Source organism: Cellulosimicrobium sp. PMB13 (genome assembly GCF_051294865.1).
In the GTDB taxonomy this organism is placed as follows: Bacteria; Actinomycetota; Actinomycetes; order Actinomycetales; family Cellulomonadaceae; genus Cellulosimicrobium.
Genome location: NZ_CP145910.1, coordinates 3292910 through 3314097, shown reverse-complemented (window position 1 = coordinate 3314097; position 21188 = coordinate 3292910). Strand labels below are relative to the sequence as shown.

The following is a 21188-nucleotide window of genomic DNA, read 5'->3' as shown; positions in this document are numbered from 1 at the left end:
CGGCCGCTCGTGCCTCGCGGCCTCCCGCCAGACGCGCGGTCGATCCGGGCGAAAACGGAGCGACGGCGACCCGGCGTTGCTTCTACCCTCGCGGGATGCGCGCCGTGCCGGACTCCCTGGACCCTGAGGTCGTGCGTCGGGTCGACGCGCGGCTCGACGCCGTGGTGCGGGGCGAGGGGGTGGCGATCCCGCTCGCCGTCGAGAGCGGGAGCCGGGCGTGGGGGTTCCCGTCGCCGGACTCCGACTACGACTGCCGCTTCGTGTACGTGCGGCCGCGCGCGGACTACCTCGACCCCTGGCCGGCGCGTGACGTCGTGGAGACGCCGCTCGACGCCGTGCTCGACGTCAACGGCTGGGACCTGGTCAAGGCCGTGCGACTGCTGGTGCGCGGGAACGCGACCGTGACCGAGTGGTTGCGGTCGCCGGTCGTCTATCGCGGGGACGACGGGTTCCGGGCCGAGCTGCTGCGGCTCGCGGAGCAGGTCGTCCGCCGCGACGACCTGCGTCGGCACTATCTGCACGTCGCGCTCGCCCAGGGCGAGCGCCAGAGGCGTCGGCACGGGGCGGGCGACACCGCGTCGTCGGCGGCTGCTGTGGCCATGGCCGGGCCGCGGCTCAAGACGTTCTTCTACGTCCTGCGTCCCGCCGCGGCCCTGCGCTGGCTGCGCGTGCACGACGGCGCCGTGGCACCGCCGATCGACCTGCTGCGGCTTCTCGAGGAGTCCGCGGCGCCGGGCGTCGTCGTGCGTGCGGCGGCGGAGCTCGTGGCGCGCAAGGCGGTCACGCGCGAGGCAGGGACGGGCACCGTTCCGGGCGTCCTCGCGACGTTCGTCGAGGACGAGCTCGACCGCGCGCGGTCGGCCGTCGGGGCGGCTGCGAACGGCGTGGCGGCCGGCGGCGCCGCGGGGGAGCGTGCGGCGGCGCGCGAGACGGCCGCCGCGGCGTTCCGCGGCCTCGTGGACCGGTACGCGCCGGACGTCACACCGCGGCCGGTTCCCACGGCGTGAGCCACGCCGGCGCGTCGGGGCTGAGGGCGAGCGCGCGGAGGATGCCGTCGAGCACCGCGGCGCGGCCGAACTGCAGCGCGTGCGCCCGCGCTTCCTCCCGCGCGCGCTGACGCGTCGCGTGGTCGGTCGCGAGGACGTCGTCGAGCGCCCGGGCGATCGCCGCCGGGTCGGCGACGGGGACGATCTTCGCGTGGTGGCCGACGGCCTCGCCGATGCCGCCGGTGTCGGTCGTCACGACGGGCCCGCCGCCCGCGAGCATCGACTCGGTGAGGGCGATGCCGAACGTCTCGACGAACTCGGGCCGCGGCTTGCTCGGGAGCACGAACGCGGCGCTCGCGGCCATGAGGTGCGGCTTCTCCGCGTCGTCGACGTCGTCGAGGAACGTGATGCGGTCGGCGGCCGTGCTCGCGGCGGCCTGCGCGCGCAGCTCCGCCTCCTGCGGGCCGCGGCCCGCGACGACGAGACGGTGCGTCGCGGCCGCGCCCGAGCGCGCGAACCCCTCGATCAGGTCGTCGACGCCCTTCGCCGCTGCGAGCCGCGAGAGGTAGAGCACGTAGCCGTCCGCGTCGAGCCCCCGCCGCGCGAGGACGGCGGCGGTCTCCTCGGGGTCGAGGTCCGTGTAGGCGCTGGTGTCGATCGCCGGGTACGAGACCTGCACGCGCTCGCGGCACTGCGGGGCGAAGAAGGTCCCGTGCCGGTCGTCGATCTCCTGGGCGCACGCGACGATGAGGTCGCGCGTGTACCGCGACACGGCGACGCACAGGTCGCTGGACAGGTAGTCGGCGAGCACGTGGGCGGCCGCCCCGAACCGCCCCGCCTCGACGCACGAGCGCACGACGTTCGTCACGTCCGAGCCCACGGCCTCGGCGACGGTCGCGACGTCGACCGGCAGGCCGGTGCTGCGCGCGACGCGCACGGCGTCGGCGACCGCGGTCGTGTGCGGGCTGAGGTAGAGCGAGAGGCAGACCGTCGGGACGCCGTCGGTGAACAGCTCCACGAGCCGGCCCGTGAGCCCGGCGAGGTACCGGCCGTCGGGGACCTTGTAGTCGCCGACGGGCTCGGGTCGCTCGACGGTGATGCGGGGGCTGTAGGGCAGGACGGTGTCGAGAGGCTTGAGCGGCAGCCCGGCCTCGCGCAGCCGGTCGACGGGCCACGTGACGATCCGGACGTCGGTGAACCCTCGTTCGAGCGCGGCCTCGGCGAGGTTGCGCGCCTCGCCGGAGTGGCCGCAGATCACGGGGTCGGCGCGCACGACGATCACGAGTCGGCGGTCGCGGGCGGCGTCGGTGCGGTTCATGGCGTCTCCCGGGGTGGTGGGGTGGGGATGGCGGTGTGCGACGGCGGGAAGGACGGGGGTCGGTCCGCGGGAGCCGTGCCCCATGCGGCCGGTTCGGGGCCGAGCTCGAGGAGGAGGCGTCCGCCCCGCCGGACCGCGCTGGCCGGCAGCCAGGTCCGGAGGAGGGGCCGCCCGTCGAGCCAGGCGGCGCGGACGTACTGGGGCGGGGTCGACCGGCCTGGGGGCGCGAACCCGGTGGTCTCGATCGTGAGGACCCCGCCGGGGACCTGCAGGCGGGACTCGGAGAAGGACGGGGCGTTGACCAGGAAGAGCGCCTGCCCCGCGACGGGGAACAGTCCGAGCGACGCCCACACGTACCAGGAGCTCAACCCGCCGGAGTCGTCGTTGCCGGGCAGCCCACCGGGGCCGGTGCCGAACCTCTGGTGCACGGCCGCGTGCACGACCTCCGCGGTCCGGTCGGGCCGGCCCGCGTAGTGGTAGGCCCACGGGGCCTCCATGTCGGGCTCGTTGTTCAGCCCCTCGAACCGGTCGAGCGCGTAGCCCGCGGCCATCTCCGCGGGGCCGGGCCGCTCGCCCGGCTGGACGACCGGCTCCGCGCCGTAGCCGAAGAACCGGTCGAGCAGCGCGACGAACGCGTCGTCGCCGCCCGCGAGCGCGATCCGCGCCGCCATGTCGTGCACGAGGCGGAACGAGTAGTTCCAGCGCCCGCCCTCGTAGAACGTGGAGTCGTGCAGCAGGCCGGTCGCGGGGTCGAACGCGTTCGCCCACCCGGCGGCGAGCCGGCCGAGCTCGTCGGCCAGCGCGACGTCGCCGACGCGACGGGCGACCCGCTCGGTGCACCAGTACCCGAACGCCAGGTCGAGCGTGTGGCTGATCGGGTGCGCGACGCCGTGCAGGAGGTAGTCCTCGCCGTACGTCCGGCGCAGGTCGTTGTGCATGTGGACCAGGGCCCAGTCCCAGTCCAGTCCCGGCACGTCGAGCGCGCAGAGATCGGCGAGGAACGTCTGGGCGAGCGCGCTGGCCTGGCGCGAGAACCGGTCCGCGCCGCGCGCCATCCGGTAGCCGATGGGGAAGTTCCCCTCCTCCTCGCAGATGTGCAGGAGCGCCGTCGCGAGCTCGACGGCGCGCTCGGGGAAGAACGTGGTGAGCAACGGGAGCTGCGTGCGGTAGATGTCCCACATCGTCGAGAGGTCGTACGCGAACGGCCCGTCGGTCGGCCAGAACGGGCTCTCGTCGAGGGCGAGGCACGGCTTGACGAGCGAGTGGTAGAGGGCGGTCACGAAGACCGAGCGGCGCTCGTCGTCGGCGCCGTCGACCTCGACGCGGCCGAGGTGCTCGCGCCACGTGCGCGCGGTCACGGCATGCCGTCCCGTGAACGACGCCGGGCCCGGCCCGCAGTCCGCGACGAGGTTCTCGCGCGCCCGCTCGGGCCCGCGCAGGGAGAACCCGACGCGCAGCTCGACGACCTGGCCCGCGCTCGTCGGTCCCGCCCACATCAGACCGAACGGACGCAGCGTCGTCGGCCGGATGTCGCCGAGCTCCAGGCGCGTGCTCCCGGGCATGAGGCGCCGGTCGTACCAGAGCATCTGGCGCCACCGCGGGGCGTCGCACTCGAGGTGTGCGGCGAGCGGGGCGCCCTCGACGACGATCTCGCCGTACGCCGCCCCGGGACCGAGGGTGCCGAGGCGGGCGCGCAGCGGGACCGTCGCGCCGAACGGGATGGCGAGACCCCCGAGCGACAGGTCGACGACGACCCGCGCGTCGTGGTGCTCCGGGAAGGTGAAACGGTGCACCGCGCTCTTCGGGCCCACCGTCACCTCGCACAGCACGCCGCTGTCGAGCGTCGCCGCGTAGCGGCCCGGCGAGGCCTCCTCGTCGTGCAGCGCCCACGTGCGTCCCAGCGCGTCGAGGGGCTCGAGCATCGGCGTCACCCGGAGATAGTTGTAGTACTTGCGGATCGCCCCGGTGCCGGACTGCTGGAAGTGCGTGACCCCGGACGCGACCTGGACGTCGGCGAGCGACGTCGGCATGCCCTCCGTGCTGATGTCGTACCGCCCGTACCCGGTCGGGTACGCACCCGAGTAGGCGCACGCGGACACCATCCCGAGCGGGTGGCACGCGCCCGGATGGGTGTTGCCGACCTGCGGCTTCGGGGCCCACCAGGTCGCCGCGAGGCCCGTGGGAGGGGGCAGGGCGGTGGCTGCCGTGCCGACGAAGGGGTCGACGAGGTCGAGCAGGTCGTCGGTCATGGCCCCCCTCTCGCGCGCCGGCGGGTGGCGGCGCGGCCCGTGCGTGCGTCGTGCTGCGACGGTACGACCGTGGTGTGTCCGCGGAGTTTCCGTCAGATGAAGGGGTGGGGCGCACCGTCCACCGACACCGTCCGTTCGCCGGCCGTGCACCTGCCCCGTCTACCCTTCGCCCAGGACCATCTACCAGCCCTGGAGCAGTGTGCAGCCCGTCACCACCTCGCCCGACCCTCTCCTCGCGGCAGGCCGCGCGCCCGCGCCGAGGACGCTCCTCGACGTGCTCGCCTCGACGGCGGCCGCCCACCCGCAGGCCCCGGCGATCGACGACGGCCGGACGCTGACCTACGCGCAGCTCCTCACCGAGGTCGGTGCGCGGGCGGCCCGGCTCGTCGAGCAGGGGGTCGGTCCCGGGGATCGCGTCGGCGTCCGGGCGACCTCCGGGCGGGCCGACCTGTACCTGTCGATCCTCGCGATCCTCACCGCCGGAGCGGCCTACGTCCCCGTGGACAAGGACGACCCGCAGGAGCGGGCGGAGCTCGTCTTCACCGAGGCGGGTGTCCGGGCCGTCGTGGGCGACGACGGCCACCTCGCTGTGCCGCCCGACGTCGCGCCGAACGCCCGCGCGGGGGAGCGGCCCGGCCCGGGAGACGACGCGTGGATCATCTTCACGTCGGGGTCGACGGGCACTCCCAAGGGCGTGGCCGTGTCCCACCGCAGTGCGGCGGCGTTCGTCGACGCGGAGGCGCGGCTCTTCCTGCGGGACGCCCCGCTGGGTCCGGGGGACCGGGTCCTGGCCGGCCTGTCCGTCGCGTTCGACGCCTCGTGCGAGGAGATGTGGCTCGCGTGGCGGCACGGCGCGTGCCTCGTCCCTGCTCCTCGCTCGCTCGTGCGTACCGGTGCCGACCTCGGCCCGTGGATCGCGGAGCAGGGGATCACCGTGGTCTCGACGGTCCCGACGCTCGCGGGCCTCCTGCCGCCGGAGACGCTGAGCTCCGTGCGCCTGCTCATCTTCGGCGGCGAGGCGTGCCCGCCGGAGCTCGTCGACCGGCTCGCCGTACCGGGCCGCGAGGTGTGGAACACCTACGGTCCGACGGAGGCCACCGTCGTGGCCTGCGCCGCCCTGCTCGGCGGCCCCGGGCCTGTGCGCATCGGTCTGCCGCTGGACGGGTGGGACCTGGCAGTGGTCGCGGCCGACGGCGCACCGGTCGCGCCCGGGCAGACGGGGGAGCTGGTCATCGGCGGCGTGGGGCTCGCCCGCTACCTCGACCCGGCCAAGGACGCCGAGAAGTACGCCCCGCACCCCGGGCTCGGCTGGGACCGCGCCTACAGGTCGGGCGACCTCGTCGTGCGCGACGACGCGGGGCTGCTGTTCGTCGGACGCGCCGACGACCAGGTGAAGGTGGGCGGGCGCCGCATCGAGCTCGGCGAGATCGACTCCGCCCTCCTCGCGCTCGACGGAGTGAGCGCCGCCGCGAGCGCCGTCCGACGCTCGGGCGCGGGCAACCAGGTGCTCGTCGGGTACCTCGTGCCGGACCCCGGGCGGGAGGAGCCGCTCGACGCGCGGGCGAGCGTCGAGGCGCTGCGGCACACCCTGCCCGCCGCGCTCGTTCCCCTGCTCGCGGTCGTCGAGGAGATCCCGACCCGGACGTCGGGCAAGGTCGACCGGGACGCGCTGCCCTGGCCGCTGCCCGAGGGGTCGCAGCTCGCCGCCGAGTCACGCGTCCCCGACGACGCCGTGCCCCTCACGGCGGCGGAGGAGTGGGTCGCGGGGATCTGGCACGCGGTGCTCGGCGCCGCTCCGCAGGTCGCGGACGACGACTTCTTCGAGCTGGGCGGGGGGAGCCTCACGGCGGCGCAGGTGGTCTCGGCGCTGCGCGAGCGCCTGCCGAGCATCACGGTGGCCGACCTCTACGACAACCCGTCGGTGGGTGAGCTCGCCGCGTTCGTCGAGCGCGGCGCCGCCGCCGCGGCGTCCGACGGCGCGCCCGCGGACGGCAGCTCCCCGGCCGCCGCGACCGCCGGCCCGGTGGCGCGGCGGACGCAGCTGGTGCAGCTCCTGGTCGTGCTCGCGCTGCGGACGATCGCCGGGCTGCGGTGGCTCGTCTGGGTCGCCGCCCTCGGCAACGTGCTCGCCGCCACGACGTCCCTCCCGTTCGTCCGCCCGGTCTCGTGGTGGTGGGTGGTCGCCGGCTGGCTGCTGCTGGTGAGCCCGCCGGGCCGCCTGCTCGTCGCCGCCCTCGGGGCACGCCTGCTCCTGCGCGGTGTCCGACCGGGGAGCTACCCGCGCGGTGGCAGCGTGCACGTGCGGCTGTGGGCGGCGGAAGGGCTGGTCGGGGCGAGCGGTGGGGTGACGGTGGCCGGGGCGCCGCTCGTCGGGCTCTACGCGCGCCTGCTCGGCGCGAAGGTCGGTCGCGACGCCGAGCTGCACGCGCTGCCGCCCGTGACCGGGATGCTCTCCCTCGGCAAGGGGAGCGCGGTCGAGCCCGAGGTCGACCTGTCCGGGCACTGGCTCGACGGCGACACGCTCCACCTCGGCAGGGTGCGGGTCGGAGCCGGCGCGACGATCGGCGCCCGCTCGACCCTCCTGCCCGGCGCGCGGGTCGGCAAGGGCGCGGACGTGGCCGCCGGATCGTGCGTCGCGGGACGGGTGGGCGCGCGCGAGTACTGGGCGGGCTCGCCCGCGGTGCGCGTCCGCAGCGAGGTGAAGCACCCGTGGCCCGACGAGCGCCCTCCGCGGCGACGGCGGTGGGAGGTCGTGTACGGGCTGAGCGGGCTCGGCCTGAGCCTGCTCCCGGTGCTCGCCGTCGCGGCCGGTCTGCTCGTGCTGCTCGGCGGCGTGCCGCTGACCGGTGTCCCCCGGGGCGTCGGGGCGCTGCTCGGACCGCTCGCGGCATGGGTCCCCGCGGCGGCGCTCGCGGCCGCGGCGACGTACGCGCTGCTCGTGCTCGTCAGCGTCCGGCTCCTCGCGCTCGGGCTCGGCGAGGGCTATCACGCCGCGCACAGCCGGCAGGGCTGGCAGGCGTGGGTCACCCAGCGGCTCATGGACTCGGCGCGCACGGCGCTGTTCCCGCTGTACTCGAGCGTCTTCACGCCCGGGTGGCTCCGACTGCTCGGCGCGCGCGTGGGCCGGGACGTGGAGGCCTCGACCGTGGTCGGCCTCCCGTCGATGATGGAGGTCTCGCGCGGCGCGTTCCTCGCCGACGACACGATGGTCGCCCCCTACGAGCTCGGCGGCGGCTGGGTCCGGGTCGCCCGCGCCCGCGTGGGCAAGCGCGCGTTCCTCGGGAACTCGGGGATCACCGCGCCAGGTCGTTCCGTGCCGAAGAACGGCCTCGTCGCGGTGCTGTCGGCCGCGCCGGCCAAGGCCAAGGCGGGATCGTCGTGGCTCGGCAGCCCGCCGACCCGGCTGCGCCGCGTCGCGCAGGGCGAGACCGACGAGTCGCGGACGTTCTCGCCGCCGGCCCGGCTGCTCGTCGCGCGGGGCGCGTTCGAGCTGCTGCGCTGGGCGGCCGTCGTGTGCTCGGCGTACCTCGCCGTCGGGGTGGTCGTCGTGCTCCTGACGGTCGTCGACACGCGCGGCCTGGGGGCGGCCGCCCTCGGGTCCGGGGTCGTCCTGCTCGCGGCCGGAGCGGTGGGCGCGCTCCTCACCTCGGTGGTCAAGTGGGTGCTCGTCGGTCGGTTCCGGGCGGGGGACCACCCGCTGTGGAGCACGTTCGTCTGGCGCAACGAGCTGCAGGACACCTTCGTCGAGGTGGTCGCCGCGCCGTGGTTCGCCACGCACGTCTACGGCACCCCGCTGCTCACCGCGTGGCTGCGCACGCTCGGCGCGCGGGTCGGCCGCGGCGTGTGGTGCGAGACGTACTGGCTCCCCGAGGCGGACCTGGTCCACCTGGACGACGGCGCGACCGTCGGGCGCGGGTGCGTCCTGCAGACCCACCTCTTCCACGACCGGGTGATGAGCCTCGACACGGTGCGCGTCGCGCCGGGCGCGTCCATCGGCCCGCACGGGGTGATCCTGCCCGCCGCGGTCGTGGCGGACGGAGCGCGCGTCGGCCCCGCGTCGCTCGTCATGCGCGGCGAGCTCGTGCCGCCGGGAACGCTCTGGCACGGCAACCCGATCGTCCCGTGGACGAGCGACCTGCCGGCGACCGCCCTGCGGCGCGGCGGTCGGGCGAGCACGCGGTGAGCGCGCCCGCCCTCACGTACGATGCGGCGGACCCGACCCTGGAGGACGCCCGACCGTGGCTCACCGTCGATCGTTGAACGGCCCCGACCCCTACGCCCCGCACCGCGGGACGTCCGACCACCACGTGAACCGCTACGGCCTCCAGCTGACGTACCGCGTGCGTCCCAACCGCCTCGACGGCGTCGCGACCCTGGACGTCGTCCTGGACGCCGACGTGGACGTCCTCGAGCTCGACCTCGTCCACCTCAAGGCGACGCGCGTGACCGTCGACGGCGCCCCGGTGCGGTTCGGGCACGCCGGCGGGCGGCTCACCGTCCGGCTGGGACGCCTCGCCGTGCGCGGCACGGCGCTGCGCGTCGAGGTCGTCTACGGCGGGCGGCCCCGGCCGTGGATCGGCCCGTGGGGCGACGTCGGCTGGGAGGAGCTCACGGAGGGCTCGCTCGTCGCCGGGCAGCCTGACGGCGCTCCCACCTGGTTCCCGTGCAACGACACGCCCGCGCACAAGGCCACGTTCGAGATCACCGTGACGACCGACGCGGGCTACACCGTCGCGGCCAACGGGCCGCTGCTCGACGTGTCGCGCAAGGCGTCGACGAGGACCTGGCGGTTCGGCCCGACCGCCCCCATGTGCACCTACCTCGCGACGGTGGTCGTCGGCCGGTTCGACGACCTCGACGTCGGCCGCAGGTCCGGCCTCTCCGGCCTCCTGGACGCCGTCCGGCACCCCGTCGCCCAGACCGCCCTCGCGCACGCGTCGCAGCGCGACGCGGTGCGCCACGACCTGGCGCGGCACGCCGAGACGATGAGCGCGTTCGAGTCGATGTTCGGGCCGTATCCCTTCGCGGAGGGCTACCGGCTCGTCGTCACGGAGGACGACCTCGAGATCCCGCTCGAGGCGCAGGGACTGTCGATCTTCGGCGCGAACCACCTCGACGGCGACGGGACGTGGGACCGGCTCGTCGCGCACGAGCTCGCCCACCAGTGGTTCGGCAACAGCGTGTCCGTCGCGCGGTGGCAGGACATCTGGCTCAACGAGGGCTTCGCGTGCTACGCCGAGTGGCTGTGGTCCGAGGCGGCGGGCCGCGAGAGCGCCGACGCGCACGCGCGGCACCACCACGCACGGCTCGGGGCGCTGCCCCAGGACCTCGTGCTCGCCGACCCGGGGCCCGACCTCATGTTCGACGACCGGCTCTACAAGCGCGGGGCCCTGACGCTGCACGCGCTGCGCCTGACGCTCGGCGACGACGGCTTCTTCGCGTTCCTGCGCCGCTGGACGTCGACCCACCGGTTCGGCTCGGTGACGACCGCCGACCTCCGGGGGACCCTGCGCGAGGGCGGGGCGGACGTGGACCGGCTGCTCGACGCCTGGCTGCTCGACGCACCCCTGCCGGAGCTGCCCGTGGCACCGACGTCGTGACGACGGTGCCGGGGAGATGCTGCGGTGAGGTGCCCCGGGTGGGATTCGAACCCACACTGGATCGGGTTTGAGCCGAACGCCTCTGCCGGTTGGGCTACCGGGGCATCGCATCGCCACCACGACGGCGCTGCGCGGCTCTATCGAACCACACGGCCCAGATGGAGCGAGAATCACAGTGCGCCGGGGGTGAAACCCGGGGGCGGCACGGGGTGGGGCGCACTACGATGAACAGCGTGAGTGACCAGACAGCGCAGCCCGCGGACAAGCAGCCGCTCGACCTGCCCCCCATGCTCGAGCCCCAGCCCGTCGAGACGACGCCGCCGTCGACGGGTCGTCCCGCACGCCGCGCGGTCGTCGCCGAGGACGAGGCGCTCATCCGCCTCGACGTCGTCGAGACGCTGCGCGAGGCCGGCTTCGACGTCGTCGGCGAGGCCGGCGACGGCGCGACCGCGGTGCGGCTCGCGCTCGAGCTCAAGCCGGACGTCGTCGTCATGGACGTGAAGATGCCCGAGCTCGACGGCATCTCCGCGGCCGAGCAGATCGGCAAGGCGCACGCGGCGCCGGTCGTGCTGCTGACGGCGTTCTCGCAGGCCGAGCTCGTCGAGCGCGCCCGGGACGCGGGGGCCATGGCGTACGTCGTCAAGCCCTTCACCCCGGCGGACCTGCTCCCGGCCGTCGAGATCGCGATCTCGCGCTACTCGCAGATCTCGGCGCTCGAGTCCGAGGTCGCCGACCTCGCGGAGCGGTTCGAGACGCGCAAGCGCGTGGACCGCGCCAAGGGTCTGCTCATGACGAAGATGGGCCTGTCGGAGCCCGAGTCGTTCCGCTGGATCCAGAAGACGTCGATGGACCGTCGCCTGACCATGCGCGAGGTCGCGGACGCCGTCATCGAGCAGGTCGGCGGCGCCTGACCGCTCGCGGGTGACCGCGTTGTCAGGGGTCGCTGATCTGGGCCTTTGTCACGCTCCGGTAACAGGGCTATCGTCTTGGACTGGCGTCCAGTTGTTTCCGGGGCGGTGAACGCGGTCGCCACGTAGTGCTCGGTCGGCAGCCATCGGCAGCTGTCGTCTCGTACCGGAGCGACGTGGACCTTCTCACACCCCATGTCCTCCCTGTGCCGTCGGACCACGGTGAGAACGAGGAGGATCGCGGTGCGCTCAGCAGTCGAGGTCAGGCCGGCGGTCGGCGACGACCTGCCCGGTGTCGCCGCGCTGTGCGCGGAGGCCCGTACGGAGTCGGCGTCCGGTGCGCAGATCTGCGCCCCCGACGTGGAGCGTCTCGTGCGACACCTGTCGGTCCTGCTCGCCCTGCCCGGCGGGCACGTCCTCGTCGCGCAGCAGGAGGGTCGCCCCGTCGGCTTCGTCCTCGCCCGCGTGCTGGAGCCGCACCTCTTCGCCGACGAGCCGAGCCTGTACGTCGAGGCCGTGTACGTCGGTGAGGACGCCCGACGACGCGGGGTCGGGCACGCCCTGCTCAGCGCGACGGCGGAGCTCGCCGCGTCGGCCGGGGCGTCGCACGTCTACTCGGTCCCGATCCCGGGCTCGCGCGGGGTGCAGCGGTTCCTCTCCCGGCTCGGCTTCGGCCCGGTCGCCGGTCACCGTGTCGTGCAGACCGCCGTGCTGCAGCGTCGGCTCGCCGCCGACCTCGCGCCCGCCCGTCGCGGGACGCGGTCCCTCGAAGACCTCATCGCCCGCCGACGTCGTGCCCGCACCGAGGGCATGAGCGGTCCGGTGGACCTGCGCGACTTCCAGGCGGAGTACCGCCGTCGTGCGGGTCTCGCGGCGTCGTCCGCCGAGCACGAGCGCCTCTCCGGCTGAGGCTCCGCCGGAGGTCGGCCGCCGAGCGCGCCCGACCTCTCTCGCCACGGGTCAGGGGCGGTCGAGGATCATGCACGTGAGCCGTGCCGTGCACACGCGCCGCCCGGCGTCGTCCGACACGACGATCTCGTAGCTGGCGGTCGTCCGGCCGAGGTGCAGCGGTCGTGACACGCCGTGCACCCAGCCCTCGCGCGCGGACCGGTGGTGCGTCGCGTTGACCTCGATGCCCACCGCCGCCCGTCCGGGTCCGGCGTGCAGCTGCGCGGCGATCGACCCGAGCGTCTCGGCGAGCACCACCGACGCGCCGCCGTGCAGCAGACCCGCCGGCTGCGTGTTCCCGGCGACCGGCATCCGGGCCGACACGTGGTCGGCGGCGACGTCCTCCAGCTCGATGCCGAGGCGCTCGATGAGCGTCCCCTCCGTGCGCAGCCCGAGGGCCTCGTAGGCGTTCTGCGCGGCGTCGCGGGCGTCAGGAGCGGCAGGGGCGGGGCGGGCGCCGTCGGCACCGTGCGTGTCGGTCATGGGCGATAGGTTGGCACCCGTGACGACCTCCGCGCGACCCCGCCTGCTGCTCATCGACGGACACTCCATGGCCTACCGCGCCTTCTTCGCGCTCCCGGCCGAGAACTTCTCGACGACGACGGGCCAGCACACGAACGCCGTCTACGGCTTCATCTCGATGCTCATCAACCTGCTGCGCGACGAGGAGCCCACCCACGTCGCCGTGGCGTTCGACGCCGGTCGCCAGTCGTTCCGCACCGAGGTCCTGCCGAGCTACAAGGGCACGCGCGAGTCGACCCCCGAGCCGTTCAAGGGCCAGGTCCCGCTCATCAAGGAGATCCTCGAGACCCTGCGGATCCCGACGCTCGAGCGCGAGGGCTACGAGGCCGACGACATCTTCGCGACGCTCGCGACGCAGGGTGCCGCCGCGGGCATGGAGGTCCTCGTCTGCTCCGGCGACCGCGACTCCTTCCAGCTCATCGGCCCCGACGTCACGGTGCTGTACCCGAAGCGCGGCGTCTCGGAGCTCGCGCGCATGGACGCGGCGGCCGTCGTCGAGAAGTACGGCGTGCCGCCCGAGCGGTACCCCGACCTCGCGGCGCTCGTGGGGGAGACGTCGGACAACCTGCCCGGCATCCCCGGCGTCGGGCCGAAGACCGCCGCGAAGTGGATCACGACCTACGGCGACCTCGAGGCGCTGCTCGAGCGCGCCGACGAGATCAAGGGCAAGGCGGGCGAGAACCTGCGCGCCGCCGTCGAGCAGGTCCGGCTCAACCGGCGGCTCAACGCGCTCCTGTGCGACCTCGAGCTCCCCGTCGGACCCGACGACCTCGCGGCGCGGCCGTGGGACCGGGAAGCCGTGCACCAGGTGCTCGACGCGCTCGAGTTCCGGGCGCTGCGCGACCGCCTGTTCGCCATCGCGCCCGAGGGCGAGGTCGAGACCGAGGAGGGGTTCGACGTCGACGTGGCGGACGTCGTCCCCGGCGGGCTGGGCGCGTGGCTCGCGGAGCACGGGGCGCGCCGCCTCGGCGTCGAGGTGTCGGGGAAGGCCGTTCCGGCCGGCGGCGACGCGTGGGCGCTCGCCCTGTCCGACGACGCGGGGTCGGCCGTCGCGTTCGACCTCGCCGACCTCGCCCCCCAGGACGAGCAGGCGCTCGCGGCCTGGCTGGCGGACGCCGACCGGCCCAAGGTGGTGCACGGGGCGAAGTCGGCCTCGCACGAGCTCGCCGCGCGCGGCCTCGACCTGCGGGGCGTCACGTTCGACACCGAGCTCGCCGCCTACCTGTGCCACCCCGACCAGCGGGGCTACGACCTCGGAGACCTCGTCGTGCGCCACCTGCACCGCGAGCTGCGCCCCGACACCGCGGCAGGCGACGACGCGCAGGGCGCGCTCGACCTCTCGCTGGACGGGAACGGCGAGCAGGAGCGGGACGCGATCCGGGCTCTCGCCGTCGCCCAGCTCGCGGACGTCCTGACCGGCGAGCTCGAGGACCGCGGCGCCGGGCACCTCCTGACCGACCTGGAGCTGCCGCTGACGGGCGTGCTCGCGCGCATGGAGCGGACCGGGATCGCCGCGGACGTGGAGTACCTGACCGAGCTCGAGCGGCACTTCGGCGACCTCGTCGTGACCGCGGCCACCGAGGCCTACGCCGTCATCGGGCGGGAGGTGAACCTCGGGTCGCCCAAGCAGCTCCAGGAGGTGCTGTTCGACCAGCTCGGCATGCCGAAGACGAAGAAGATCAAGACCGGGTACACGACCGACGCGTCGGCGCTGGCGGACCTCTTCGCCAAGACCCAGCACCCGTTCCTCGAGCACCTGCTCGCGCACCGCGACGCGTCACGCCTGCGCCAGACGGTGGAGGGGCTGCTCAAGTCGGTCGCGGACGACGGCCGCATCCACACGACGTTCCAGCAGACGATCGCCGCGACCGGGCGCCTCAGCTCGACGGAGCCCAACCTGCAGAACATCCCCATCCGGACCGAGGCGGGCCGCCGGATCCGGCGCGCATTCGTCGTCGGGCAGGGGTACGAGACGCTCCTCACCGCCGACTACAGCCAGATCGAGATGCGGATCATGGCCCACCTGTCGGGGGACGAGGGGCTCATCGAGGCGTTCCGCTCCGGCGAGGACCTGCACAGCTACGTCGGGTCGCGCGTGTTCGACGTGCCGGCGGCCGAGGTGACGCCCGCGATGCGCTCCAAGATCAAGGCGATGTCGTACGGCCTCGCCTACGGGCTCTCGGCGTTCGGCCTCTCGCAGCAGCTGACCATCGAGGTCGGTGAGGCGCAGAAGCTCATGGACGACTACTTCGAGCGCTTCGGCGGAGTGCGGGACTACCTGACGGGCGTGGTCGACGAGGCGCGCGCGACGGGGTACACCGCGACCATCCTCGGCCGTCGGCGGTACCTGCCGGACCTCACGAGCGACAACCGCCAGCGACGGCAGATGGCCGAGCGCATGGCGCTCAACGCACCGATCCAGGGCAGCGCCGCCGACCTCATCAAGGTCGCGATGCTCGGCGTCCAACGCGCGCTCGACGAGCGCGGGCTGCGCTCGCGACTGCTGCTCCAGGTGCACGACGAGCTCGTGGTCGAGGTGGCGGCGGGGGAGCGGGACGAGGTCGAGCAGGTGCTGCGCACCGAGATGGGCGCGGCCGCACAGCTCGACGTCCCGCTCGACGTCTCCGTCGGCGCCGGCGCGACCTGGCACGACGCCGGTCACTGACCGGCTCAGCCGGGCCGACGCGTCCGGAAGATCGCCGTCCCCGGCAGGCGCGCGCCGCGCACGGGCCCCCACCCGCCCCACACCTCGGGGTTGTCCTCGGGCCACTCGGGCTCCACGACGTCGGTCACGACGAGGCCGGCCGCGACCACGTCCCGGACGTGGTCGCCGAGCGTGCGGTGGTACTCCGCGTACAGGACCCGGCCGGCGTCGTCGGACTCCACGTACGGCCGACGGTCGAAGTAGGACCGGTTCGCCGTGAGCCCGTGCTCGCCCGGGTCGTCCGGGAACGCCCAGCGGATCGGGTGCGTGACGGAGAACGTCCACGTGCCCCCGGGCCGCAGGACACGAGCGACCTCGCGGTGGACGGCGTCGGCGTCGGGCACGAAGGGGATGGCGCCGAACGACGTGAAGGCGACGTCGAACGTCCCGTCGGCGAACGGCAGGCGGCGTGCGTCGGCCTGGACCAGGGGGACATGGACGCCGGTCCGGCGGTCCAGGTCCGTGCCGGCGGCGAGCATCCCGCCCGACACGTCGGTCGCCACGGCGAGCGCTCCGTGCGTGACGAGCCACCGCGAGCACTGGGCGGCACCGGCGCCGACCTCCAGCACCCGACGGCCGTCCACCTCGCCGAGCAGGTGGACGTCCTTCTCGCGCAGCCCTTCGGGGCACCAGCAGAAGTCCGTCGCGCCGAGGAACTCGCCGTGCTCGTCGAGGTACTCGGCCGCGTTCGCGTCCCACCAGGACCGGCCGGCGCGCCCGCCGTCGGCGCCCAGGACGTCGCGGTAGCCCGCGTGCGCGACGGGACCAGGTGCGGCGGCGTCCGCGGGCCGAGGCCGGTCGGGACCGGTGGGGTGCGAGGGCATGCGGCCATTCTCGCCCGCCGGCCGCGCGCGGGGACGGAGGACCTCCTCCGGTGGTCTCCGGGACCTTGGTCTCCGGTGCGCCCGGATGGCAGGACGCGCCGCGGGTGAGGTCGCTCACGTGACTAGGGTGGTGGCGACGCGGCGCCGCGGGGGCAGCGCCTCCGTCTCGCCGGGAAGGGTGCGCCACGGGCGCACCGACGACGAGACGGAGGACCACGTGCGGATCGGACTTCTCACGGGCGGCGGCGACTGCCCCGGGCTCAACGCGGCGATCCGTGCCGTGGTGAAGCAGGGGACGGGGGAGTACGGGCACACCGTCATCGGCTTCCGCAACGGGTGGCGCGGTGTCGTCGACGGCGACGTCCACCCGCTCGGTCGGCAGGACATCCGCAACGTGCTGCCCGTGGGCGGGACGCTGCTCGGCACGGCGCGGTTCCACCCGAGCACCGAGGACGGGAGCATGGAAGCGGTGCTCGCGACCGTCGAGGCCGAGCGGCTCGACGCGATGATCTGCATCGGCGGCGACGGGACGCTGCACGCGGCCAGCCGGGTGGGCGAGGCCGGGGTCCCGATCGTCGCGATCCCGAAGACGATCGACAACGACGTCGAGGGCACGGACCTCTCGATCGGCTTCCACACCGCGGTCAACATCGCGACCGAGGCGCTCGACCGCGTGCACACGACCGCGGAGAGCCACAACCGCGTCATGGTCGTCGAGGTCATGGGTCGGCACGCCGGCTGGATCGCGGTGAACGCGGGCATCGCCGGCGGTGCCGAGGTCGTCCTCGCGCCCGAGGAGCCGTTCGACATCGACCAGGTCGTGAAGTTCCTGCGCCACCGCCACCGGGCGCACGCGAACTTCTCGATCGTCGTCGTGGCCGAGGGCGCCGTGCCGCGCGAGGGGTCGTCGATGGAGTTCACGCAGCAGCTCGGGCGGTTCGGGGAGATCGTCGCCGGCTCGGTGGGCGAGCGCGTGAGCGCGGAGATCTCGGCGCGCACCGGCTTCGACACCCGCCTCACGGTGCTCGGCCACGTGCAGCGCGGCGGGGAGCCGACACCGACGGACCGCATCCTCGGGAGCCGGTTCGGCGTCGCGGCGGTCGACGCCGTGAGCGCCGGGACCACGGGGGTCATGACCGCGCTGCGCGGGGAGCGGGTCGAGCTCGTCCCGCTCGCCGAGGTCGCCGGCCGCCCCAAGCGCGTCCCGGCAGAGCTGCTGCGCGTCGCACGCGTCCTCGCCTGAGACGTGCCCGGGGCACGGCCCGCGGGAGGGCCCGCGGGAAAGCACCGGACGACGGCGGGGACGCCACCGGGCCCGCGTTGACCCTGGTGACCTGCCGCGCGTAGGATGGACGGCGGTGCCTTGCGCCTGTCGTCAGGCCTCACGCCACCATATCCGTGCACGTCGTCCGCGTCAGGACGGCGGCACACTCCCTTATCCGCTCGACTTCCCTGTCCGCATCGGAGCATCGAACTCAATGACCATCTCTACCCCCGCGAAGTCCGCACCCCAGGTTGCCGTCAACGACATCGGCACCGAGGAGGACTTCCTCGCCGCCGTTGACGCGACCATCAAGTACTTCAACGACGGTGACATCGTCGAAGGCACGATCGTCAAGGTGGACCGCGACGAGGTCCTTCTCGACATCGGCTACAAGACCGAGGGCGTCATCCCCTCCCGCGAGCTGTCCATCAAGCACGACGTGGACCCCGGTGAGGTCGTCAACGTCGGCGACGCGGTCGAGGCCCTCGTCCTCCAGAAGGAGGACAAGGAAGGCCGTCTGATCCTGTCCAAGAAGCGTGCGCAGTACGAGCGCGCCTGGGGCACGATCGAGAAGATCAAGGAAGAGGACGGCGTCGTCACCGGCACCGTCATCGAGGTCGTCAAGGGCGGCCTCATCCTCGACATCGGTCTGCGTGGCTTCCTGCCCGCGTCCCTCGTGGAGATGCGTCGCGTCCGCGACCTCCAGCCGTACGTCGGCAAGGAGATCGAGGCGAAGATCATCGAGCTCGACAAGAACCGCAACAACGTCGTGCTCTCGCGCCGTGCGTGGCTCGAGCAGACGCAGTCCGAGGTCCGCTCCACCTTCCTGCAGACGCTGCAGAAGGGTCAGGTGCGCCCCGGTGTCGTCTCCTCGATCGTCAACTTCGGTGCGTTCGTGGACCTCGGCGGCGTCGACGGTCTCGTGCACGTCTCCGAGCTGTCCTGGAAGCACATCGACCACCCCTCCGAGGTCGTCGAGGTCGGCCAGGAGGTCACGGTCGAGGTCCTGGACGTCGACTTCGACCGCGAGCGCGTCTCGCTGTCGCTCAAGGCGACGCAGGAGGACCCGTGGCAGACGTTCGCCCGGACCCACGCGATCGGTCAGGTCGTCCCGGGCAAGGTCACCAAGCTCGTCCCGTTCGGTGCGTTCGTGCGCGTCGAGGACGGCATCGAGGGCCTCGTGCACATCTCCGAGCTCGCCGTCCGCCACGTCGAGCTGCCCGAGCAGGTCGTCAACGTCGGTGACGAGGTCTTCGTCAAGGTCATCGACATCGACCTCGAGCGTCGCCGCATCTCGCTGTCGCTCAAGCAGGCCAACGAGGGCGTGGACCCGGAGTCGGACGACTTCGACCCCGCGCTGTACGGCATGGCCGCCGAGTACGACGAGCAGGGGAACTACAAGTACCCCGAGGGCTTCGACCCGGAGACCAACGAGTGGCTCGAGGGCTTCGAGACCCAGCGCGAGGCCTGGGAGGCCGAGTACGCCAAGGCGCACGAGCGCTGGGAGGCGCACCGCAAGCAGGTCGCCGAGGCGCTCAAGGCGGATTACGAGACCCCGGCGAGCTCCGACTCGTCCTCGTCGTCCTCCTCGTCGTCGTCCGCGGGCAGCAGCTCCTCGTACTCGTCGGCCCCGGCCGCCGAGGCGACGGGCACGCTCGCCTCGGACGAGGCGCTCGCCGCTCTGCGCGAGAAGCTCACCGGCAACTGATCCGTCCGCGGCCCGTCGGTCGCGACCGGACAGCACGAAGGCCCGTCACCCCTCGGGGTGGCGGGCCTTCGCCGTGTCTCGGCGGTCGCCAGGGCATGCTCGGCGGGCGACCGGCCGGGTCGGCGACGCTCAGCCGACGGTGACGGGCGAGTTCGCGAACTGCGTGCGGTAGAGCTCGGCGTACCGGCCCTGGCGGGCGAGCAGCTCGGCGTGCGTCCCGGTCTCCACGACCCGCCCCGCGTCGAGCACGACGATGAGGTCGGCCTCGCGCACGGTCGACAGGCGGTGGGCGATGACGAGGGACGTGCGCCCGCGCAGCGCCTCCGCGAGCGCGGCCTGGACCGCGGCCTCGGAGCCGGAGTCGAGGTGTGCCGTGGCCTCGTCGAGCACGACGACGTCGGGCGCCTTGAGGAAGACGCGCGCGATCGCGAGGCGCTGCCGCTCGCCGCCGGACATGCGGTAGCCGCGGTCGCCGACGACCGTCTCGATGCCGGACGGCAGGGCGGCGACGACGTCCCACACGTGCGCCCGGCGCAGCGCGGCCTCGATCTCGGCGTCGGTCGCGTCCTGCTTGGCGTAGCGCAGGTTCTCGGCGATCGTGTCGTGGAAGAGGTGGGCCTCCTGCGTGACCACGCCGACGGCGTCGTGCAGGCTCTCCTGCGTGACGTCGCGCAGGTCGCGGCCGGCGATGCGCACGGCACCCGCCGTCGGGTCGTACATGCGCGTGACGAGCTGGGAGACGGTCGTCTTGCCGGCGCCGGACGCGCCGACGAGCGCGACCATCGCGCCGGCCGGGACGGAGAACGAGACGTCCGTCAGCGTGTCGGTCGTCGGATCCACGCCGTCGACCGCGACGGACTCGAGCGACGCGAGGGAGACCTCGGACGCCGACGGGTAGCGGAACCGGACGCCGTCGAGCTCGAGGCTCGCGCCGTGGAGCGCGACGTCGGCGGACAGGTCGTCGGCGTCGGGGGCGTCGACGACCGTGGGCTCGAGGTCGAGGACCTCCAGGACGCGCTCGAAGCTGACGAGCGCCGTCATGACGTCGACCTGGACGTTCGACATCGCCGTCAGCGGCCCGTAGAGCCGGCCGAGGTAGGCGGTGAGCGCCACGACGGTGCCGACGGTCAGGGACCCGCCGATCGCCATGACGCCACCGAGCCCGTAGACGATCGCGACCGCGACGGACGCGACGACGGTCAGGCCGACGCGGAACACGGTCCCGTACATCGCCTGCTTGACGCCGATGTCGCGCACGCGGCCCGCCTGCGACGCGAAGCGCTCGGACTCGCGCTCGGGGTCGCCGAACACCTTGACGAGGTGCGCGCCGGCGACGTTGAACCGCTCGTTCATCGTCTGGGCCGCCTCGGCGTTGAGCTCGTAGCTCTCGCGCGTGATCGCGGCGAGCCGCTTGCCCACCCAGCGGGCGGGCAGGACGAACGCGGGCAGCAGCGTCAGCGCGAGGAGCGTGAGCTGCCACGACATCGAGAGCATCGCGGCGAGCACGAAGACGACGGTGAGCAGGTTGGAGAACACGTTCGACAGCGTCGACGTGAACGCCTGCTGCGCGCCGAGCACGTCACCGTTGAGGCGCTGCACGAGCGCGCCGGTCCGCGTACGGGCGAAGAACGCGAGCGGCATGCGCTGGACGTGGTCGAAGACGGCCGTGCGCAGGTCGACGATGAGGCCCTCGCCGATGCGCGAGGAGAACCAGCGCTGGACGACGCCCAGCCCGCCGGAGAGGATCGCGAGACCGGCGGCGACGAGGGCGAACGTCACGACGACGTCGACGCGTCCCTCGACGATCCCGTCGTCGATGATCCGCTGGAACAGGAGCGGGGTGACGGCGCCGGCGGCGGCGTCGAGGGAGATGAGCGCGAGGAACACGCCGAGCTGCCGCCGGTAGGGGCGCGCGAAGGTGAGGACGCGGCGCACGGTGCCGCGGTGGAGCCGCCGGTGGGCGACGCTGGAGTCCTGGCGGAACGAGCGCATGCCGCGCCCGCCGCCGGAGCCGGGTCCGGAGAAGGAAGTGGGGTACGTCATCTGGCCTCCCGTGGGGTAGGGAGCGCTGGTCGTCCGCGGCGGCGTGGGTCGCCGGCCGGCGGGCGCGGGCACCTCGTGGGGGCGGGGCCTCTCGCGCACAATGATGCTGAGTCT

The 21188-nt window shown here is 73.9% G+C and carries 13 protein-coding genes and 1 tRNA gene; 8 read left to right on the top strand and 6 right to left on the bottom strand.

All coding sequences use genetic code 11. From position 1 onward, the window contains the following. Positions 1–95 precede the first annotated feature (95 nt). Positions 96–1007 carry a nucleotidyltransferase domain-containing protein gene (locus V5D56_RS14920; RefSeq protein ID WP_435736079.1) on the top strand — a complete coding sequence of 304 codons (912 nt, stop codon included), beginning with the start codon at positions 96–98 and terminating at the stop codon, positions 1005–1007. On the opposite strand, the gene V5D56_RS14915 is transcribed toward V5D56_RS14920, so the two are convergent. Together V5D56_RS14915 and V5D56_RS14910 are read right to left on the bottom strand one after the other, a co-directional pair. Continuing rightward, positions 979–2304, bottom strand: coding sequence for a glycosyltransferase (locus V5D56_RS14915; RefSeq protein ID WP_435736078.1), 1326 nt, complete (start codon positions 2302–2304; stop codon positions 979–981). The two genes, V5D56_RS14920 and V5D56_RS14915, sit on opposite strands and share 29 nt — an antisense overlap. Continuing rightward, positions 2301–4553, bottom strand: a complete 2253-nt coding sequence (locus V5D56_RS14910; protein ID WP_435736077.1) for a glycoside hydrolase domain-containing protein — start codon at positions 4551–4553, stop codon at positions 2301–2303. Before V5D56_RS14910 ends, V5D56_RS14915 begins: the two co-directional genes overlap by 4 nt. Before the next feature lie 199 nt (positions 4554–4752). Here V5D56_RS14910 and V5D56_RS14905 point away from each other — a divergent pair, with 199 nt between their 5' ends. Both V5D56_RS14905 and V5D56_RS14900 read left to right on the top strand, forming a co-directional pair. Further along, positions 4753–8736 (top strand): Pls/PosA family non-ribosomal peptide synthetase, encoded by a 3984-nt coding sequence (locus tag V5D56_RS14905; RefSeq protein WP_435736076.1) that lies wholly within the window; start codon positions 4753–4755, stop codon positions 8734–8736. A gap of 73 nt (positions 8737–8809) precedes the next feature. Further along, a complete protein-coding gene (locus tag V5D56_RS14900) occupies positions 8810–10153 on the top strand; it encodes a M1 family metallopeptidase (RefSeq protein WP_435736075.1) in 1344 nt (447 codons plus the stop codon). A 30-nt stretch (positions 10154–10183) separates the two neighbouring features. Here the strand turns inward: V5D56_RS14900 and V5D56_RS14895 are convergent. After that, positions 10184–10257: transfer RNA gene (locus V5D56_RS14895), tRNA-Leu, on the bottom strand. A gap of 183 nt (positions 10258–10440) precedes the next feature. Here V5D56_RS14895 and V5D56_RS14890 point away from each other — a divergent pair. Together V5D56_RS14890 and V5D56_RS14885 are read left to right on the top strand one after the other, a co-directional pair. Next, complete coding sequence (locus tag V5D56_RS14890; RefSeq protein WP_435739047.1) at positions 10441–11064, top strand: ANTAR domain-containing response regulator; 624 nt, start codon at positions 10441–10443, stop codon at positions 11062–11064. 240 nt (positions 11065–11304) lie between these two features. Continuing rightward, positions 11305–11970 carry an N-acetyltransferase family protein gene (locus V5D56_RS14885; RefSeq protein ID WP_435736074.1) on the top strand — a complete coding sequence of 222 codons (666 nt, stop codon included), beginning with the start codon at positions 11305–11307 and terminating at the stop codon, positions 11968–11970. 51 nt (positions 11971–12021) lie between these two features. On the opposite strand, the gene V5D56_RS14880 is transcribed toward V5D56_RS14885, so the two are convergent. Next, positions 12022–12492 (bottom strand): hotdog fold thioesterase, encoded by a 471-nt coding sequence (locus V5D56_RS14880; protein WP_435736073.1) that lies wholly within the window; start codon positions 12490–12492, stop codon positions 12022–12024. Between V5D56_RS14880 and polA the strand changes: the two genes are divergently transcribed. Next, complete coding sequence (gene polA / locus V5D56_RS14875; RefSeq protein WP_435736072.1) at positions 12491–15196, top strand: DNA polymerase I; 2706 nt, start codon at positions 12491–12493, stop codon at positions 15194–15196. The two genes, V5D56_RS14880 and polA, sit on opposite strands and share 2 nt — an antisense overlap. Before the next feature lie 5 nt (positions 15197–15201). Here polA and V5D56_RS14870 read toward each other — a convergent pair whose 3' ends face one another. After that, complete coding sequence (locus tag V5D56_RS14870) at positions 15202–16059, bottom strand: class I SAM-dependent methyltransferase (RefSeq protein ID WP_435736071.1); 858 nt, start codon at positions 16057–16059, stop codon at positions 15202–15204. 217 nt (positions 16060–16276) lie between these two features. Here V5D56_RS14870 and V5D56_RS14865 point away from each other — a divergent pair, with 217 nt between their 5' ends. Then, positions 16277–17302, top strand: coding sequence for a 6-phosphofructokinase (locus tag V5D56_RS14865; protein WP_435736070.1), 1026 nt, complete (start codon positions 16277–16279; stop codon positions 17300–17302). Between the two features lie 235 nt (positions 17303–17537). Then, positions 17538–19031: a 30S ribosomal protein S1 gene (gene rpsA, locus V5D56_RS14860; RefSeq protein WP_435736069.1), complete on the top strand. Its 1494-nt coding sequence runs from the start codon at positions 17538–17540 to the stop codon at positions 19029–19031. A 129-nt stretch (positions 19032–19160) separates the two neighbouring features. Here rpsA and V5D56_RS14855 read toward each other — a convergent pair whose 3' ends face one another. Beyond that, positions 19161–21074, bottom strand: a complete 1914-nt coding sequence (locus V5D56_RS14855; RefSeq protein ID WP_435736068.1) for an ABC transporter ATP-binding protein — start codon at positions 21072–21074, stop codon at positions 19161–19163. Positions 21075–21188: the final 114 nt, after the last annotated feature.

Excerpts from the sequence above, each read along its gene's own strand:
- V5D56_RS14890 (WP_435739047.1), top strand. The coding sequence starts at position 10,441 with ATGCTCGAGCCCCAGCCCGTCGAGACGACGCCGCCGTCGACGGGTCGT.
- V5D56_RS14870 (WP_435736071.1), bottom strand. The coding sequence starts at position 16,059 with ATGCCCTCGCACCCCACCGGTCCCGACCGGCCTCGGCCCGCGGACGCC.
- rpsA (WP_435736069.1), top strand. The coding sequence starts at position 17,538 with ATGACCATCTCTACCCCCGCGAAGTCCGCACCCCAGGTTGCCGTCAAC.
- V5D56_RS14920 (WP_435736079.1), top strand. The coding sequence starts at position 96 with ATGCGCGCCGTGCCGGACTCCCTGGACCCTGAGGTCGTGCGTCGGGTC.
- V5D56_RS14880 (WP_435736073.1), bottom strand. The coding sequence starts at position 12,492 with ATGACCGACACGCACGGTGCCGACGGCGCCCGCCCCGCCCCTGCCGCT.
- polA (WP_435736072.1), top strand. The coding sequence starts at position 12,491 with ATGGGCGATAGGTTGGCACCCGTGACGACCTCCGCGCGACCCCGCCTG.
- V5D56_RS14910 (WP_435736077.1), bottom strand. The coding sequence starts at position 4,553 with ATGACCGACGACCTGCTCGACCTCGTCGACCCCTTCGTCGGCACGGCA.
- V5D56_RS14855 (WP_435736068.1), bottom strand. The coding sequence starts at position 21,074 with ATGACGTACCCCACTTCCTTCTCCGGACCCGGCTCCGGCGGCGGGCGC.
- V5D56_RS14915 (WP_435736078.1), bottom strand. The coding sequence starts at position 2,304 with ATGAACCGCACCGACGCCGCCCGCGACCGCCGACTCGTGATCGTCGTG.